Source organism: Porphyromonas levii DSM 23370 (genome assembly GCF_000379925.1).
In the GTDB taxonomy this organism is placed as follows: domain Bacteria; phylum Bacteroidota; class Bacteroidia; order Bacteroidales; family Porphyromonadaceae; genus Porphyromonas_A; species Porphyromonas_A levii.
On record NZ_KB904269.1, the window covers coordinates 1 to 18,673 of the forward strand.

An 18,673-nucleotide genomic window follows, 5' to 3' on the forward strand; every position below is an offset into this window, starting at 1 on the left:
AAAATTAAACAATTGGGTGTCAATGGCATTAGAAACAGCTTCAAAACCTCTAATGTCATTAGCGAACACAATCAATGCAGCTAAAAAGGAAATACTCGCATGGTATTATGGACGGCTATCAACCGCCAAAGTGGAGGGAATAAACAATAAGATTAAAGTGATGAAGAGAAATGCTTACGGATATAGAGATGATGAATATTTCAAACTAAGGCTTTTTGCTCTACATGACTGCCGTATCACACGAAATGTCGGATGAACCAAATAACGTACATCACCAATACATTTTAAATGGTTCATATTCTTCTATGTCCAATAAATGTTTGGCTAATTTATAACACTCAAGCTTTACCAAATGCTTATAGCTTACACTCCGTCCCAACTTTCTATGTTTAATAGTCTCATTTAGTCTCTCTTCAAAAGCTTGGACAAATATTTTCTTCCCTGCCGGTGAAAGGACACACTTATTAAGTTTATATTCAAAATGCCGTTCTTGCAACTCTCTCTTATTAAGCACTCTAAATATTGTACGATCCACCAATATTGGTTTGAATACTTCCGAGATATCAAGGCATAGAGAGTATCGTCTTTCTCCTGGAGTGTGTAGATAACTAATCGTTGGATTCAGCTGTGTCTGATGGATACTTTTAAGACATAGGGTATAGCACATCATATTTCCGAATGAAATAAGAGCATTCACTTCATTCTGTGGAGGTTGCTTCGTTCGTATTCCCATCTCAAATGCATCCACTATTGTATCGAATGAGTCATAGTAGACCTGCCTAATATTTCCTTCTATGCCCATAACCTCTTCAGTCGTTTGAGCTTCTAATAGCAACCCACAATACTTTCGTATTTTCTCTATATGTTCTGACAGGTTCTTTCCTCTATTGGTATAATACTTAAGATTCTTTTCCATATTATAGGATGCACCTTCAATAAATTTCCTTGCTAATACAATGCGCTTTGATTTGATATGGAAAGCATTAGCTTGGGCTAAGAGCATCTTACCTGACAATAAATAATCTCGAGGCATAAAGGATCCTGTGTAATTCTCATAGTAGTCAAAAAAGTGGACAGCAATGTCGGACTGACCCAAAAAGTTAAAGAGAGCGCTATTGGCTGTTAAAGCACCAAAAACATATAAATCACTTACTCCCTCTACTGGAATATATCTTGCTTGAGTTGCAGACGGGGAGCTCCCTTCAGAGTAAGGAGTAAATTTCAGTGTATTATCTCTTCTTGAAAGTTCTCCTGAATTAAATAAATAATAGGTCTTTTTCATATTTCTTCTCCAGAGTAACAAAAGTCCTGATAGCTACAATTTAGACAGATACGAGAATGAATCATTGGTGGGCATACCTCTCCTTGTATGATTTTCTCAATTTCCTTTCTTGTAGAGGCGATATGCGCTCGATCTCCATCATCTAAGAATACTTCTGTAGTTTGTCGAAGAAGAGGGTACTCCAGGACTCCTGACACCCCATCTATACCATTCTCTTCGAGTACAAATAGATAATACTTAAGCTGCCAGACATGAGCCTCCTCTATCTTCTTGGATTTCTTAATTTCGTGTACAATACGTTGATTTGAATCGTAATAATCGATTTTTATACCATCGATAGAAAGCTCTGTATATCGTTCCGAACGTTGGGGATACGATGTCTCATGGACCAACTTGCCTGTTGAGACCAACTCAGAAGTTTGTTCCATTTGTATCCCTGAGGCAAAAAGCCATAATTTTCGGTGACAGACATAGTAGTAACTAAAACATGTGCCAGTTATATACATGGTGTAATGAGCATCGAAATATTGTTGCCCAAGGGAATTCTTCTGATATATTCCCCTCTATCGTTAAAAATATGCGGGTACCAAATAAAACGGACCTACTTGGTACCCGCATTTCCAAAAGTTACTTCAATTGATGAGTGTAGTCAAAAGAACTAAGCTGATCTACCAAATACTTCTCGGCAGCATCTAGAGCGTCAGCACTTTCGTTCTCAACCACTACGTAAGCCGCACATGGAAGAGATACAAAGACTTTAGCTCCAGCCTTTTCATCTACAATAGGTTTTACTTTTGGCTTTTCTGCATCATCTAAAGTTAGTTTTGATCTAATCGCACTAGCTTGTGCATTAGCATTGTCACTAATTGCTACTGCGAGGGTCTCCATGAGGCTAAATGTTCGTGCCTGATTAGATGTAATCCTCCAATTGATAAGCGCATGTGCTAGTGCAGGTATCACTTGATCGCGTTTGTCCTTTGGTAGTACAAGGCATTTTCCAAAAACGTTTTCGCTCTCTTCCCAACCGGCATCTTTCAGTTTCTTTATTGTTTCAATATCGATCTCTGGATCATGCTGATTAAGTGACACAGAAAAGAGTGTCCTCATATCTATGGCAATGTCACTCACAAAAAGTCCTGTGGCTCTTCTGTTATCTGGTATCCAGTGTCTACGAGAAAGAGTGCTACCTGTCTCTCTTAAAAAGGATTCAATCTCCTCCTCAGAAAGCAAGTCTTTTTTTCCAGCCATACGTACATTAACAGGGTGATTATCTGGTCTATCACTTCTATCGAAGGTAATATTCTCACGCTTTACCCCCGATAGTAATGGATGCAGAGGGCGCATGGCAGAGATTGAAAGAGGGCTACGTCTTTTCTTTGTGATCCCATCACCTGCCCTCATCCATCCTCCAATAAGCTGGTCAATATACTGAGGATCACATGGAGACCATGGTTCCTTCTGAGACAGCTCCTTTTTTGACGAGATTTCGTAATTAAAGGTTATTGGTGCCATCTGTACATTAAGCTGGTCAGTCAGCGCCTCAAGAACGGACCTTTTGATCTGTTGGCCGCTAGAGTAAGGTACAAAAGTATTAAACTGAGCATCATAATATGTCTTCTGCCCATCTTCTACGCAGAATACCGTATGTTCAGCTCTCTTAAGTAAACGTAAGTAAATAAAAGGATTCATGGTTTTGTCTTATTTAGAGTGATTAATTACTGCGTAGTGAAAACGAATTAGGGTCAAAAAGTACGGCACATTGTCCGAAGGCATTAAGTTAACAATAGACGCAATATCTACGATGTCATCAGTGTTTTCAGCCTCTTCTACTATTTCTCCTAATTGGCAAATGAAGTTTCTCTTTGTGGTAGCATCCAAAAGCAATTTTATCGCATTGCTTCTTCCTGTCCGTCCCATTTTGCCACCAACAGAAAATGCCTGTAGGGTCTCAGCAAATTTCTTCGCCTTATCCCATAATTCTTCATTGTTGAGCATAGCTAATAACCAAATTTGATATGTTTGAAATTGTATTACTTTATTTTCGTCTCGAGTGTTGTATACTGGAACCTTTCCGCTGTTTATTATATCTTTCAGACCCTTAGGTTCTAGAGCCTTTAACCCGATATAACCTTCTCGGCAGGCCATCTCCAATCCCATAGCTGTCCCAAATAGTTTTACAGCTTTCCTATACCGATCTGTCCCGAAGTATTTCACATACAGTTCACAGGCTTTTCGAACATGGGGTAATACAAATGGAATAAACCCAATAGTTGTATTGGTCTGTCCAACATTGTAAATGTACCCCATCATTCGTGGATCATCAAAATGAGTGCTTATAGCAACTAATAGATCATGCCAAGAAAGAGTATCAATAGATATCAGTCCATTCTTCTCTGAATAGATATCCATTGGCATAGCAGATTCCTTTATAGGTGAATACAAATGGTTTATCCAGTGGGCATTCCATGTATTAATCTTATTGCCCTTCATCATAGGTGTTGCATCCAACACCTTTCTGTACTCCTTCCATCCCTCAAATATATCCATGAGCAATGTGGGATTGCCGAAAAGTATAGTTACACCTCCCTGGACGCCTATCCCAAGTCCAGCACCGAACCACGACAGATAGCTCTCATCGGGTTCAATAATACCCTTCAAAGACATAGACACTTGCCCTGATGTTGCAGCCAACTTATCAGCGGCAGGATAGCCAATAGCAATACTTGCGTCAGTCATTCCGCTATCAATCTTCTCTAGGAACCGATCTAACCTATTTCTACGTTGCTCAGGTGTTTCAAAAGGCTTGTCGCCTTTAATCATTTGATCCCAAGATAGCTTCGGGTTTTCCAGAGGGGAATTCCCTGCTGTCATCAGATATTTCTGATGATCAAAAAACAAAGGGTAATAGACCTTTAGGAAAAACTCTTTGGGTGTGAAGTTCGTCTTAAACTTGTCGTTATATGCCTGTAAGAATATCTTACCAATGATTGATGTAAACATAGCTTATTTCCTTGCCTATAGTATTTCAAAGGTGTTATATTTCAATGGAGTTGCGTATTCGTCTAGATAACCCAAAACCGAGTCGTATGCCTTGTCGGGGAGTAAGAAGGGGTACATCCCTACTTCTTCTTGTGTCAATCCCTTAAAGCGGATACTCTGTGGGACAGGTATTTCGAGTACTGTTCTAGACACATAGGTGCCCTCACGATATGATGTCAGATCTTCTTCAGTAATACAGCAAGCCGAATTAACCTCTAATAAATCCATCAATGCCGACTTTGGGAAGTGAACCAATTGTTTCAGTTGCCATTCCCCATCTCTGTATGTCGTATGAAAGTCAATGTCAGGGGTCTGGATCTTTGGATAAACTATGTCCAATAGCTTCTGTATTTCTTCTTCTTTAAGTACTTCCCCATCCGGAAGCACCTCATAGCTACGCATGAGGACATCAAGATTATACGGCTTAGCTTCTTTTTCATCGTCAGGAGGGGCGATCACGTATATGGGCTTCTGTCTACCTATGGTCTCTTTACTGCGTTTCCTATTTATTCTTCCAAAGCGTTGTATCAAAGCATCAATCGGAGCACACTCTGTCACCATCAAGTCGAAGCTAATATCTAGGCTTACTTCTACCACTTGAGTAGATACTACTAAACAAGGCTCCGAGTTCTGATTAAATACCTCTCTGAGCTGAGTCTCTAGCGACGCCCGATCTTTTCGTTTGAAACGGCTATGCAGCAGCATCATTGAGATACTTGGAAAACTATTGCGGTATTCTTGAAAGATGGCTTGTGCGCGCTTCACTTGATTACACACCACAAGTACCTTATGCCCCTTCTCGAGTGCCCCTCGAATAGGATTCCGTGCACTATCGATAGAATTTATCTTGTATATCACATGGCGATTGTAAGTCCTCAATTGCTCTTGCGACAACTTTACTTCAAAAGTAGAGTCTTTCCCCCCAAGAAGTTTTAGAAGATTATCATAAAGGATCGTTGGCATAGTCGCAGTTCCAATATGCACCCGACACCCAAGTAACAGTAGAATCTCCACAATCTTCATTACCATGGACTGAGTTATACTGGTATAAGTGTGTATTTCATCAAGAATTACATCGCATCCCCGCAAATCAACAGCTACAGCCTCATACCCTTTTAGTCCAAATGCAATAGATGCTATCTGATATGGTGTCAGTACTTTAATAGAAGCTCCCACATGGTGAGACAAGATCTGTTCTGATTTGTCCTCTAACTTTAATATTGATGCTGCATGGAGTGGGTATATGGACGCTTCTGTATTGCTCAAATCACCCTTGAATCTCTCATACATTGCATTTATGGAAGCTTGGAATGGGAGTGTATAAAATACTCGACCCCGGCATCTTCGCAAGAGGAAATCTGTCTTTCCGGCTCCGGTAGGAGCTGTTACTATGGTATGTCTCCTCATGTCTTCAGCCGAAATCATTGATAGTGGATACAATTCGCTTTTGCGGACACTGTAGTAAGATAGATCAGGTGGAATAAAAAGGTTCTTAACCACAGATCCTATTTCATTAGACATTGCTGATGCTATATGGTCTGCTGCCATTAATACCCCTTTCCACTCCGAGTAACCCATGGGTAGACTACTGCAATACTCAACCACATCTTCCACACTTTTTCGGGCTTCATCTACGGATATTGAGTGAACATTCCAGCCTAATTCATTAAGTATCCCAAGGGCAACACCACTCCACAAATCAAAATCTGAAAGGTGGTCATCGATATATCTAAAATCATTTTGATCAAGATCCAATAACCCTAAGCCCCTCATATCCCTGTATAGAGACTTATGGTGTGCCACAATCATTTGGATTAAGATATGCCTTTCCTCTACTCCAGAAATTAGGGGAAGAAAAAAGAGGGAAGCTATTTCGTGCCTGAAGAATATGTTGGGATAATTAGCCTTACCTCTGAGCCTATCCTGAAATAATGGGCTACACTTACCTATATCGTGGAGGTGAGCGCCTTTTATAGCTAGCTGCGAATCCAATCCAACACTGGATGCAATTGCTTTCGCTGCTGAAGCGACATCCTCAAGGTGACGAATCAGTGGTGTACCATCATCCTTCGCGAGTATGTGTTCGTAACGCGCCATTGCTACCTAGACCATACGTCCTTCCCATCTATTTCCAATCGTCCATACATAGGAGAGTCGTTATCAAAACGATTGTACCCAACAATAAAAGAGTCTGGATACTTTAAGCTATGAGGATCTGACGTTTGTTCGAATCGGAGTTCAAAACCAGGCAGAGCCTCAAACTCCTCCTCTGTCATGAGCTTTATCTCTTTCTCAGGGAGAATAATATCCTCATTTCTACATAGGCATAAGTGCTGCCTAGAAGCTACTATTGCATCTTCCTCCGATGCAAAGCCCAAGTAAAGCACTGGTGAAAGCATTACCCCTCTCACAAGGATTGAAAGTGCACGAGAATAATTCACATCACCTTTTCGTTTCGTCCTTTGCCATGCTGGCGCTTGGGTTTTCTCTTGTTGTGGACTGATTCCGTTACAAGAGAGTTTATGCCGAAGAATCTTGTGTATACCATGAGTATGTAACAGATCAGGAAACAACTTTTTCTCCATACCTTCTACTATCGAAGGAGTCAGAAACTGCTGGCTATATGTCTTTCCATCACGTACAGCAGACCATGGTTTAATGTACCCGAAGGCACCACTATATCTAACAACAAAATATTCCATAATATAACACTCTACTTGATTGCTCCAAATCCAATTCCTGTGGAGTTTCCTAGTCCAGAGTTCCACGCCAATAGTTTGCTCTCTGCTTTCCCTACTATTCGGATAGGGCACCAACTCCCTTTATTCTTTACCTTTTTATACGAAACTAATTGTGTCTGGTTAAATCCCTCTGTAGGTACAAAACTTATAGCCGCTGAGGGATCATCAAAACCGGCAGCAACTAGCTTTGCTTGGAATTTTTCTGTCAAGCACCTAGATGCATCTGTGTCTGTGTATATGACATGGCGAGTATCTCCATTTATACCTCTTTCTTTTAGTAAAATAGGCGAAGCCGGATAGAATATTTCCCTATCGCTCAAATCAGGATCTTCAATAATAACAACATCACTCACAACTAACCCACTAAATGCTTGAGGATCATACCGGAGATTCACCAATACCGTTCTAATTATTTCTATATCACAGGCGCTGAAGAACATGTGTGCACCATGTTCAAAAAGCAATGCATTTTTCTCCTTTATTGCTACACCTCCGTTCAGGCGAGAGAAAGAAAAGAACGAACTCTTGCCGTGCCAAGGATTATTGTCTCCTACCACTTGTGAATAACTCCAACTAACGCAGGTTGGTGGTTAAATGGAATAATTCTATTTGCATTTGACTTAAACTCAATTTGTAATCTCATAATAATCTGATACAATAATGTTTGTCATTATAGGCAGTAATTCGCATAGACTCTTACGCTTTTCGTGGATATAAATAACGCTTTCGCATAAAAAAGACCCTATTGTACCCAAACAATTTTCTTGATGTCACTCTAAAAAATATTCAAAAAAATCTATGCTTGTGTTTCTACAAAGGTATTAAACATTTCTGTGAATTGCAACTATACTTAAGTAAATTAAGACTTAGCGCTCTCCTCAGCTTAACACATCGTACCACCGGAGCATCTCTGCGTCTTTCTTATTAGCTTGCTCACCTTTTGTACTCTGAGCCAATCGATGGTGCTTGCAAAGCTTATCGCCTCTTATCTCTAGGTAGACTCTCTAAATATTCGAGGTTAGGAAAACAAGATATGACTAGAGGCAATCGCTTGGGGACAGGTAGGTTAGGGATTGACAGATTGGAGATAGGGCTTAGGGGCATCGGAAAGCTAGCATTTAGGGAAGTAGTATATTTTGTGTGCGCTCCGAAAAAATATGTACCTTTGTGGTAGTTAATGCATGTTTTATGAGACGACTGATTAAGCATATAGAGCAGCTCCTATACCGTGAGGAGTGCGTAGTAGTACCTGGCTTGGGAGCTTTTATCCTACATCAGGACGCCGCTGTGGCTGATGAGCCTAAGGGGCTTATCTACCCAGGGCGTAGCCGTATCTCTTTCAATGGTGCACTGAGCCAAAATGATGGTCTCCTTGTGCAGAGCTATAGCGATGCTTTCTCTTTTGGCTATAAACGCTCGCTTGCCCTACTTGAGAGCGATGTGCAGGAGCTTCGTGCTCACCTCCTCACGAATGGCGTGGTTCAGATGGGCGAGATAGGCAAACTAATGCAGTCAAGAGGAGAGGAACAGATTCGCTTTATCCCAAATGAGTCTCACCCTTTCTCTATTGATCAATACGGGCTACAACCTGTCGCCATGCTTCCAAATGTGGGCAAGGTGGCTATGCCTGCTGATCGCAAAGCGAAAAGGAATGGGGACATCTATTACCTGCCCATCAATCTCAAACATCTGGCTTACGGCAGTGCCGCCGCTGCCATGGTAGCTCTAGCGCTCTTCATCCCCAATCAGAAACTGACTATTCCAAGTGATATCGCACAGTATCAGGCTGGATTTGTCACGACCGAGGTAGTAGAAGCACCTGCACCCGTGGTAGATACCACTCCTAGGATAGATGGTTTTGAAGTAGTTCAGAACGAACAGGGCAAGGGGCGCTACTACGTAGTGATTGCTACTCTTTCGGGCGAGAAGCGGATGGCAAAGTTCGTCGCAGATAACCCCGACATACGTAGTTTCGCTGCCGAAGGGGGGGTCTTGGTATCCCAAAGTGGGTTACATAGGATTTTTGCCAAGAGCTTTGAGGATGCATCTGAGGCACAAGCCTATCTCACTGAGCTTACAAGCAACAAAGAATACCGTACCGCTTGGGTACATAAACAATAATCATTATCATGACTCGGAGATGGGTGACCGCTATGGCGCTTCTCCTATTGGTGCTTCTGCCCGCTAAGGCGCAGAAGCGGTGGGGTGTAGTGCCTACAATAGGGGTTCAGGTTTCCCAAGTCATTCAGCAGAAGAGTGGCACTCCTCTTGTCACCATCAAAGGCGGCGTGATGGGGCACTATCTGCTCTTCTCAGGAGACCTCGGGCGGATTCGGATTGAAAGCGGGCTACTGGCAAGTGAAATAGGCTTTCGGGGCGAAGGTGGTAGCCCTATTAATCGGTACCATAGTACTGCGCTTGAGGTGCCAGTACTACTCGGTTTGGATATCAATCTCACCCAGCAGGTCAATAGTTTTCTGAGGATAGGATCTTACTATAGACGTACCCTTAGTGCGGTAGAGGAGGTTCACCCCAACGACTATGGCATCCAGGTGGGCGTAGGAGCCGAGTATGGGCACTGGGTGGTAGCCCTAGACGGGACATTTGGCACGCACAGTATCAATAGGGGGAAACAGGGTAAGGCAAAGCATATCAATGGTTGCCTCTCACTAGGATATAATTTTTAGGTTATGGAGATTAGTAAGATTGGTTCATTTGGTCTGAGAGATCATATTGTGGCTGCATTAGAACCAGCGAAGCAGGAGGGAACTCTGCTATCGCTAGTCGATGATGCAGCCCTTTTTATTGCGCCACAAGGAGAACAGAACTTGGTAGTCAATAGACTTTTACTCGAGGGAATTCACTTCGACCTCGTTTACTTCCCCCTACAATACCTCGGCTTCAAGGCCATCACATCCGCTGTAGCTGAGATTATCGGCATGGGAGGTACACCTAGGCAAGCAACACTCTGCGTGGGTCTTTCACGGAGATTTCAGGTAGAGGATGTAGACATCCTGATGCTTGGCGTAAAGGATGCGCTTGCGCTCTATGGCGTGGATCTTGTGAACCTAGAGGTCACTAGTTCGTACACAGGGCTTACCGTGGCGGTGACTTGTATCGGCTCCGTAGCCGAAGGAGAGGCACTCCGCAAGTCTACAGCTAAGAAAAATGACCTTATTTGTGTCACGGGCAATGTAGGAGCGGCCTATATGGGACTACAGTTATTGATCCGCGAGAAAGTAGCGTACGATGGCACAGAAGAGTTTCAGCCCAAGTTCGATGGGCGAGAGTATATCCTAAGCCGGCAGATGAAACCCATTGCACGCCTAGACATCCTCCGACAGCTTCAGGCTGAGGGCGTACGTCCTAGCGCCATGACGAATATCACCGATGGCTTGGCGAGCGACCTTATGCAGCTGTGCCATGCTTCGGGTGTAGGGGCAAGAATCTACGAGCAACGCTTACCTATAGATCACGAAACAGTAGGAATGGCAGAGGATTTTAGTCTCTCTCCTACACTCGTAGCACTCAATGGCGGAGAGGATTATGAGCTACTATTCACTGTACCTCTCGGTCTCAAAGACATTGTGGAGTCTATAGAGGATATTCGGCAGATAGGCTTTATCACAGACCAAGAGGATGGTATCCGCCTCGTCTCCTCGGGAGGTAGCGAGACATCCATTACGGCACAAGGATTTAATAGGGAGGAATAAGGGATATGAAGCAATACTTATACCTTATACAAAGGGTATTGGACGAAGGGATTGAGAAGGGCGATCGCACTGGCACTGGCACGAGAAGTGTCTTTGGGCATCAGATGAGGTTCGACCTTGCCGATGGTTTTCCCGTACTCACTACTAAAAAGCTCCATTTGAAAAGTATCATACACGAGCTCCTATGGTTTATCAAAGGCGATACCAACGTCAAGTATCTCCAAGATAATGGCGTGCGGATATGGAATGAGTGGGCTGACGAAGAGGGTAACCTAGGTCCTATTTATGGCGCCCAATGGCGCCATTGGCTCGACGCTAAAGGGCGTGAGCACGACCAGCTCAAGGAGGCAATAGAGACTATTAAGGCCAATCCCGACAGCCGCCGTATCATCGTCAGTGCTTGGAATGTAGGGGAGTTGGATGAGATGCACCTACCCCCATGCCACCTGATGTACCAGTTCTACGTAGCCAATGGCAAGCTCAGCTTACAGCTCTACCAGCGTAGCGCAGATATATTCCTTGGCGTTCCCTTCAATATCGCCAGTTATGCACTTCTGCTACAGATGGTGGCACAAGTTACGGGGCTAGAGCCAGGCACCTTTGTCCACACGCTTGGCGATGCCCACTTGTATTTGAATCATCTAGAGCAAGCTAGACTACAGCTAACGAGGAAGCCACGTCTACTTCCTCGTATGGAAATCAACCCTGAGATCAAAGCGATAGAGGACTTTAGGTATGAAGACTTCCAACTCGTCGGTTACGACCCACATCCACATATCAAAGCGGAGGTATCTGTATGAGCAAAGCCACACTACATATTATTGTAGCCATTGCAGATAATGGTGCTATTGGCTACAAAGGCGATATGCCTTGGGGACGCAACCTCCCAGCAGACCTTCGCCATTTCAAAGAGACCACCATGGGGCACCCTATCGTGATGGGACGCAAAACCTTCGAGAGCCTCCCCAATGGAGCACTTTCTGGGCGACAGAACATCATCGTTACCCGTAATAAAGACTACGCCCAAGAGGGTGCCACTGTAGTGCATAGCATAGAGGAAGCACTCGAAGTGGCTCAGGGCGACCAGTTATTCCTGATAGGCGGAGGCGAACTATATAGACAGGGGATAGATCTTGCCGATGTACTACATATCACGCTCGTACACCATGAGTGGCAAGAAGCCGATACCTACTTCCCCGATGTGGATATCGATACGTGGGCGTGTACTTCTATCGAGGAGCACGACGCCGACGAGCGCAATCTCTATCCTTATGCATTCACCACTTGGCATCGGAAGTAAGCTATGAGGGCATTTGAAGTCCTCTACGAGGATAACCACTTAATCATCGTAAATAAAAAGGCAGGCGAAATCACACAAGGTGATAGTTCGGGAGACGAACCATTGCCTGAGAAGATTAAGGCTTACCTCAAGGAGAAGTACGACAAGCCGGGGAATGTCTACCTCGGTGTAGTACACCGTCTGGATAGACCCGTAAGCGGTCTGGTGCTTTTTGCTAAGACCTCCAAGGCACTCTCCCGTATGAACACCCTCTTTAGGGAGGATAAGGTAAAGAAGACGTATCATGCAATAGTAGAAGCTCCTCCGCGAGAAAACGAAGGCACCCTTCGCCATTGGCTCAAGAAGAATGAGGCACAAAATAAGTCTTATATTGTCCCCAAAGGTACTTCGGGAGCCAAGGAGGCAATACTCCATTATAGAAGACTTTCCGACAGCGATCGCTATACCCTCCTAGAGGTAGACCTCGAGACAGGACGGCACCACCAGATACGCACCCAACTAAGTGGTATGGGGTGTATTATCAAAGGAGACCTCAAGTATGGTGCCAAGCGAAGCAACCCCGACGGCTCTATCTCACTACACGCTCGCCAGATTAGTTTTATTCATCCTGTGACTAAAGAGCCCATTACAGTAACCGCTCCTTATCCCGATGCTGATAACCTCTGGAAGCACTTTGGCAATAGAAAGAAGTAAGCCCTATTTCAGGTGAGGAAATACGATAGTTTACACAACGAGAGAGGGGTAGCACCGCTGTGGTGCTACCCCTCTCTCGTTACAATTAGAGCTACTAAAGTGATTAGTAGAGGATTGGTCTAATCTCTACACGGCGACCCTGTGGGTACTTGCTTTTGGTATCTTTCATAGAGTCGATACCCGAAGGAATGACTTCGAGTCGCGTACTTGGGATACCTTTCTTCATCAAGTAATCTGCCACAGCATTTACACGGCGCGCCGAGAGCTTATTATTATAGCTCATACGACCCTCTGGCGATGCATAGCCTCGAAGGGAGATTCGGAGATCATTCTCCTCCATCCACTTCACCACATTATCCAGAGTTTGCTCCGTCTCGCTATTGATAGCACTGCTATCAAATCCAAAATACGCAACACTCATATAGAGGTCAAGCTCCTTGAGGTCAAGCCCTGGTCTTAGGGCAATCGCCTTATCTGGTGTTACAGGCGTGGAGGATTTGCCATTCTTAGTGGCGGGTGTCAAAGTAGTAGCAGGCACAGTTGTGGTACCAGCTGATGGACTATTCTGAGCCACAACATAAGGCACCTGCTGACCAGGGGCGCCAGGCAATAGCTGGTTGATAATCGCTGGGTCAATATCGCCCTTGCTGAGTAGGATAGCATAGAGGAGGCGTTCCATCTGTGCTAATCGCTGCTCATAAGGTTCGGTATAGGTACGTGCTAATGCTTGATCGAGGGCACGGCGCTTCAGGGTCTCCACCTTGAAGCGGAGGAGCGCTGAATCCCTATGTGCTGCCTCTACGTAAGGCTGGCGTGCCTCCACAATAAGCTTAGCGATGAGTTCCTCCGCCTGCTCACGTGAGATAGGCAGAAGGGCGTCATCAGACAATTCATCGTATCCCTCAGCACTACGTATAGCCTTCCACACATCTTGCTCCAGCTGATTATTGGAGCCTTGGACTACCACAAGGGAATCAGTAGTCACCACCTCCTGTGCTTGGGCATTGCCCAAGCCTAGGAGTGCGGCAGCTATAGCTGAGATTATTATCAGTGGGCTTCTCATTGTCTTCAATGTTTAGAATAAGAAGCGATAGCCTACAGATACTTGGTTATTCTTGAAGAATCCTCTTGAGACATAGTCTGCGAAGAGCTCACCAGAAGTACCTAGCTTGAAGTTAGCACCTACGATAATATTGGTTCCGAACTTAAGACCAGCGCCATGGCTGTAAAGACCTAGTCCAAGACCTGCGTATGGATCAACAACAGAGTCATGAAGACGGATATTGTATACCACATTAGCACCAAGGTCAAAAGCATTCTTAGTACCGAAACCAAACATCATTTCTGGCATGAAGTCGAGGTCAGTATCAGAGATCTGCATATAACCACGCATACCTACCATCCACTGTGTCCCCTCACCGAAGTTGAGACCGGTAACGCCAGCAAGGCGATTGAGCTTAAGGAAACCATACTTCACCCTAGCGGCATCCTCTGCAGGCTGACCGTACACTGTAGTACCAGGTGCTACTGTAGCAGGAGCAGCCACTACAGGAGCTACCCTCTGAACAGGTGCTACTTGAGCTACATTAGGAGCATAAGTCTGCTGCCTATCGATACGATCCACTAGGCGGCGCATCTCATTCACCAATTGCTGATTGGTAAGATCCTGAGTCGTTACAGTAGTCGTCTTAGTCCCGTTCTGCCCATTCTGTGCATTTAGGGCAGCTACGATGATATTCATCTCAGAGTCGCTGAACTGGCTTGCACGAGTATTCTCCTCACGGCGAATCTTATTGAGGATACGATCTACCATCTCCTCAAACTCGCTCTTAGTCATCATACGACCGCTACCTTCACGGACAGCCTGACTACCGAAGATAGTAGCACGAGTGTTATTTTGGCGCTCGCCATTCTGCATCTCATTCACCCTATCATTTACGTTGTCATCAGCAACACCGCTCACCGGCTCGTATGCCGAACGACCAAGGTTAATACGTACACCTGCATTGTAGGCAAGGCTAGTGTATACATCGTCAACTACAGTATTGAGCACCTTGTCGTTGCCGCTTGATAGCATAGCATTGACCGAACCAAATAGCGCTACATACTTAGAGAAAGGCACCTCTACACCTGCACCTCCAGTAAGGAATAGGTTATGGATATTGAAGCGCTCAGATACATCCTTTGAGCTACCAGGAGCGTCAGGGTCCGTTGGGATAAGGCTGTTGTCATCAAGGTAACCAGCACCGAGTGTTAGGTAAGGCACAATACCTCTTGGCTGATTGAGACGGAAGATAAGGTTACCTCCGTACATCTTGAGGTTCTTATTGAACTTGAAGTTGAGCTTCTGAGGCTCCTCAGTCCCCTGATAGTAGAATGCTCGTAGACCTACTAGGCTAGAGAAATCCACACCAGCAGCACCTCCGACAAACCACTGGTCTGCCTGACCAAGCTTCTCATGGAAGTCGGCATATACGATACCTGGCTCAAGTACAAACTTCATACCACGGAATCCATCCTCGAAGAGGTTGCTGTACTTCATGGTCTCGTCGTTGAACCTAGAGGTACCACCTACTGTGATATCTAGAGAAGCTAGTGCACTCCAGTTACCCCAGCGCTTTGCCTTATCATCGATAGTAGGGTTCAGGAATACATCATTCATCTTCATCTGTAGGTTGCGACCCTCTACTGATAGAGCCACACGCTCAGAGAGGTTAAACCTTACCCCTGCACCGGCAGAGAGATATATTTGCTTATCCTTTTTCTTAGCATCCTCGATTACACCAATCGTGGTATCGAAAGGATTGTAGTCTAGCATCTGTACACCTCCTCCTACAACAATATATGGTGCTACAGCATAAGAGCTATTCAGGATATTGAACTTTAGCTCACCACCCACACGGGTAATGTCCATGTCCATACCATCTAGTTTCTGTAGAAAATCAGGCTTATCAGTAAGCCAACCCTTCTGCTCAAACGCACTCTTTAGGTTGATAGACTTCTCAAATGTACCTCTTAGCTCTACATAGGGACCAAAACCAATTCCTAAACGAGCGCCATAGAAAGGTGAATTCTTGAGTGCAACATTCTGGTTCCACCAGTTATAAGAAGCACTAGGTGATAGAGTAAAACTGACACCATCCACCTGCGCATTAGCAGTGGAAAAGGCAGAAAACCCTAGTAATCCGCCAAGCATTAACGAGTAAATTTTCCTCATGTTTGTAATACTTATATAATAAAATTAACGTTTGATAATCATTTAATATCGGCAAATCCAAAAGCCATTCGCCGTAGCCTTGCCGTAGCCATTCAGTTCTATAACCACCGGATTATAAAAAAGGTTCACAATAAGCTCTATATACGTAGAAATTATATCAATACCTACCTATTTGGTAATCGATGAATAATACTTATCTTTGTTCCGACGTTAGTATTAATTTTGAGTGAATATAATTATGAACAAGAAAATCATGGGCGCATTGGTCGCTGTTATAGCGATGTTTGGCCTCAGCGCAAATGCGCAGAACGTTATGGATAAGGGTAGCAGTATCTTCACCGTAGGCGTAGGTATCACTAATCACCGTATCCCTCTTTCCGTAGCTTTTGATCACGGTATCGTAGGCAACGTATTCGACAGCCCTGATGCAACCCTCTCTCTTGGTGGTATGCTTGGTACTAGTTTTGGCAGAGGACACAATGGACTTTTCATAGGTCCACGTGTAGGTCTTCACTACCACTTTATCCCACAACTCGATACCTACATGTCTCTGATGCTTGGGCTTGAGGCTGGCAAATACAAAGACCATAACGTAAGCACCGATTGGCACTCCGACATGGGTTGGGGTGCTCATGTAGGTGCACGCTATATGTTTACACCTACTGTCGGTGGCTTTATCGAGCTAGGCTATGGCTATTCATTTGCCTCATTTGCCAATATTGGTCTAGCATTTAAGCTCTAAGCAGTGAGGGTTTCAATATAATGAAGAAGGGGCTGATGTGGCACACCCATAGGTGTCCTGCGTCAGCCTCTTTTGTTTACAAATGAATCAGCTCATAACGACAAAGAGAGACTGGCGACAGCTCCTACTGATGGCTAAGACCTTTTTCCTCATCGGAGGATTTACCTTCGGTGGGGGGCAAGCCATGATTCAGCTAATACGCACCGAGGTAGTAGACAAATACCACTGGCTCGAGGACAAAGAGTTTCTCGACCTCTTTGCCATGGCACAGTCCCTCCCAGGAGTATTGGCGGTGAATATCTCCATCTTTATTGGCTACCGAATCCAGGGCATCCTCGGAGCCATAGTATGTGCCCTCACCTGCACATTTCCAAGCTTCGTCATCATCCTTGTTATCGCTATTTATGCCCATAGCTTCAAGGGCAATCCTACTATAGAAGCCATCTTCAAGGGCATCCGCCCCGTAGTCGTCTCCTTGATTGCTGCCCCAACCATCACTATCTGGAAAGCTCTGGGGCTAGGCTGGAAGTGGCTGTGGATACCCATCGTCTCGGCTCTATCTGTATGGTTATTGGGGATTAGTCCCGTCACGGTCATACTCGTCTCCGCTCTACTAGGCTGGATGTACACCTTATATATAAGTAAGAAAGGAGAGAATAATACATTATGATATACTTGCAACTCCTCCTCGTCTACCTCAAGATAGGCTTAGTCGGCTTCGGTGGTGGATACGCCATGCTCTCCCTTATCCAGGAAGAAGTTGTAGAGCGACACGCTTGGCTTACCATCCAGGAGTTTACAGATATTGTGGCTATCTCCCAGATGACTCCAGGACCTATCGGCATCAATAGCGCCACCTATATCGGGTACACCGTCACGGGCTCTATATGGGGCTCTGTTGTAGCAACTACTGCGGTAATGATTCCTTCATTCGTACTCGTGCTACTCATCTCCCTCTCCTTCGCCAAGATCAAAAACAACTTCCACTTCAAAGCCATATTCACAGGCATTCGCCCTGCCTCAGTAGGACTCATTGGGGCAGCATTCCTACTGCTCCTCAATGGGGAAAACTTTATCGACTACACCAGTGTTATTCTCTTTCTTATTGCCTTTGTACTGGTGGTCAAGAAATGGATGCACCCCATCCTAGTTATTGTACTGGGGGGCATAGCGGGCTACTTCATCTATATCTAAGATGAGCTTGTCACCAAGAATAAGTACCTTTGTACCTATAGAAGACATAACATTATGAGTACAATCAATCAGATACAAGACGAGATAATAGAGGAGTTTTCTCTCCTCGACGATTGGATGGATCGATACGAAATGATTATCGACATGGGCAATGACTTACCCTCTATGCCTGAGGCAGAGAAAACACCTGATCACATTATCGAAGGCTGCCAAAGCCGAGTGTGGATCAATGGAGAAGTAGATAGCAACGGGCTTCTCCAGCTTCGTGCCGATAGCGATGCCGTGATTGTGAAAGGCATCATAGCCATGCTACTCAAGGTGCTCAGCGGACAGAAGCCTGCCGAAATAACCAATGCCGACCTTTACTTCATCGACAAAGTAGGGCTCAAGGAGCACCTCTCCCCCACGCGCTCCAATGGACTACTCAGCATGGTGCGCCACATCAAGCTCCTCGCCACTACTCAGCAGTAAGGAGCCTACACCCAGCCCCCCCTCTCCGAGGTGGCTGTCGGGGGACAGTTGCCACCACGAACCACGGGGCAACGCATAAGCGGCAACAAACAAGTGCAATGCATTAGGGATGAGAGGATTGACTATATCACTCTTTATGATAATAGCTCATGCGTTTCACTGATACCCTCCTAGATTCCGCAAAGTGTGCGTTAGCCCCTGATTATTAGTAGGTGGCACTATTGATAATTAAAGCCCTGTATTCAAGGAGAATACAGGGCTTATGTCCCTAATTTTTTGTA

At 44.8% G+C, this 18,673-nt stretch carries 20 protein-coding genes; 11 read left to right on the forward strand and 9 right to left on the reverse strand.

Annotated elements, in window-relative coordinates:
- Positions 1-256 (forward strand): transposase (locus A3GG_RS0107545; RefSeq protein ID WP_018358698.1); only part of this gene is annotated, 256 nt, incomplete at its 5' end.
- 15 nt (positions 257-271) lie between these two features.
- Here the strand turns inward: A3GG_RS0107545 and cas1b are convergent.
- From cas1b to cas6, 7 genes are all read right to left on the reverse strand, one after another.
- Complete coding sequence (cas1b, locus tag A3GG_RS0107550; RefSeq protein WP_018358699.1) at positions 272-1,282, reverse strand: type I-B CRISPR-associated endonuclease Cas1b; 1,011 nt, start codon at positions 1,280-1,282, stop codon at positions 272-274.
- On the reverse strand, positions 1,279-1,788 hold the full coding sequence (cas4, locus tag A3GG_RS0107555; protein ID WP_026215708.1) for a CRISPR-associated protein Cas4: 510 nt from the start codon (positions 1,786-1,788) through the stop codon (positions 1,279-1,281). Before cas4 ends, cas1b begins: the two co-directional genes overlap by 4 nt.
- A gap of 121 nt (positions 1,789-1,909) precedes the next feature.
- Positions 1,910-2,971, reverse strand: coding sequence for a hypothetical protein (locus tag A3GG_RS0107560; protein WP_018358701.1), 1,062 nt, complete (start codon positions 2,969-2,971; stop codon positions 1,910-1,912).
- Positions 2,972-2,980: 9 nt separating this feature from the next.
- Positions 2,981-4,282, reverse strand: a complete 1,302-nt coding sequence (locus tag A3GG_RS0107565) for a hypothetical protein (protein ID WP_018358702.1) — start codon at positions 4,280-4,282, stop codon at positions 2,981-2,983.
- 15 nt (positions 4,283-4,297) lie between these two features.
- Positions 4,298-6,418: a CRISPR-associated helicase/endonuclease Cas3 gene (locus A3GG_RS0107570; protein WP_018358703.1), complete on the reverse strand. Its 2,121-nt coding sequence runs from the start codon at positions 6,416-6,418 to the stop codon at positions 4,298-4,300.
- 2 nt (positions 6,419-6,420) lie between these two features.
- Positions 6,421-7,023 carry a hypothetical protein gene (locus A3GG_RS0107575; protein ID WP_018358704.1) on the reverse strand — a complete coding sequence of 201 codons (603 nt, stop codon included), beginning with the start codon at positions 7,021-7,023 and terminating at the stop codon, positions 6,421-6,423.
- An 11-nt stretch (positions 7,024-7,034) separates the two neighbouring features.
- On the reverse strand, positions 7,035-7,619 hold the full coding sequence (gene cas6 / locus A3GG_RS12630) for a CRISPR-associated endoribonuclease Cas6 (RefSeq protein WP_248637668.1): 585 nt from the start codon (positions 7,617-7,619) through the stop codon (positions 7,035-7,037).
- 631 nt (positions 7,620-8,250) lie between these two features.
- Here cas6 and A3GG_RS0107585 point away from each other — a divergent pair.
- The 6 genes from A3GG_RS0107585 to A3GG_RS0107610 are packed head-to-tail and all read left to right on the forward strand — an operon-like array spanning position 8,251 to position 12,768.
- Positions 8,251-9,183, forward strand: a complete 933-nt coding sequence (locus A3GG_RS0107585; protein ID WP_018358706.1) for an HU domain-containing protein — start codon at positions 8,251-8,253, stop codon at positions 9,181-9,183.
- A gap of 8 nt (positions 9,184-9,191) precedes the next feature.
- Positions 9,192-9,749: an outer membrane beta-barrel protein gene (locus A3GG_RS0107590; protein WP_083900393.1), complete on the forward strand. Its 558-nt coding sequence runs from the start codon at positions 9,192-9,194 to the stop codon at positions 9,747-9,749.
- 3 nt (positions 9,750-9,752) lie between these two features.
- Positions 9,753-10,775, forward strand: coding sequence for a thiamine-phosphate kinase (gene thiL, locus A3GG_RS0107595; RefSeq protein WP_018358708.1), 1,023 nt, complete (start codon positions 9,753-9,755; stop codon positions 10,773-10,775).
- A 5-nt stretch (positions 10,776-10,780) separates the two neighbouring features.
- Positions 10,781-11,575: a thymidylate synthase gene (locus A3GG_RS0107600; RefSeq protein WP_018358709.1), complete on the forward strand. Its 795-nt coding sequence runs from the start codon at positions 10,781-10,783 to the stop codon at positions 11,573-11,575.
- Positions 11,572-12,075 carry a dihydrofolate reductase gene (locus tag A3GG_RS0107605; protein WP_018358710.1) on the forward strand — a complete coding sequence of 168 codons (504 nt, stop codon included), beginning with the start codon at positions 11,572-11,574 and terminating at the stop codon, positions 12,073-12,075. Before A3GG_RS0107600 ends, A3GG_RS0107605 begins: the two co-directional genes overlap by 4 nt.
- Positions 12,076-12,078: 3 nt before the next feature.
- Positions 12,079-12,768, forward strand: a complete 690-nt coding sequence (locus tag A3GG_RS0107610) for an RluA family pseudouridine synthase (protein WP_018358711.1) — start codon at positions 12,079-12,081, stop codon at positions 12,766-12,768.
- 103 nt (positions 12,769-12,871) lie between these two features.
- On the opposite strand, the gene A3GG_RS0107615 is transcribed toward A3GG_RS0107610, so the two are convergent.
- Positions 12,872-13,831, reverse strand: coding sequence for an OmpA family protein (locus tag A3GG_RS0107615; protein ID WP_018358712.1), 960 nt, complete (start codon positions 13,829-13,831; stop codon positions 12,872-12,874).
- Between the two features lie 12 nt (positions 13,832-13,843).
- Positions 13,844-15,985, reverse strand: a complete 2,142-nt coding sequence (locus tag A3GG_RS0107620) for an outer membrane beta-barrel protein (RefSeq protein ID WP_156808707.1) — start codon at positions 15,983-15,985, stop codon at positions 13,844-13,846.
- Positions 15,986-16,223: 238 nt separating this feature from the next.
- On the opposite strand from A3GG_RS0107620, the gene A3GG_RS0107625 reads away from it, so the two are divergent.
- From A3GG_RS0107625 to A3GG_RS0107640, 4 genes are all read left to right on the forward strand, one after another.
- Complete coding sequence (locus tag A3GG_RS0107625) at positions 16,224-16,727, forward strand: hypothetical protein (RefSeq protein WP_018358714.1); 504 nt, start codon at positions 16,224-16,226, stop codon at positions 16,725-16,727.
- Positions 16,728-16,809: 82 nt separating this feature from the next.
- Entirely contained in the window at positions 16,810-17,397 is a 588-nt protein-coding gene (locus A3GG_RS0107630) for a chromate transporter (protein ID WP_051074822.1), read from the forward strand.
- Positions 17,394-17,921, forward strand: coding sequence for a chromate transporter (locus tag A3GG_RS0107635; RefSeq protein WP_018358716.1), 528 nt, complete (start codon positions 17,394-17,396; stop codon positions 17,919-17,921). The genes A3GG_RS0107630 and A3GG_RS0107635 overlap by 4 nt, the downstream gene beginning before the upstream one ends.
- A gap of 54 nt (positions 17,922-17,975) precedes the next feature.
- Positions 17,976-18,392, forward strand: a complete 417-nt coding sequence (locus A3GG_RS0107640) for a SufE family protein (RefSeq protein WP_018358717.1) — start codon at positions 17,976-17,978, stop codon at positions 18,390-18,392.
- Positions 18,393-18,673: the final 281 nt, after the last annotated feature.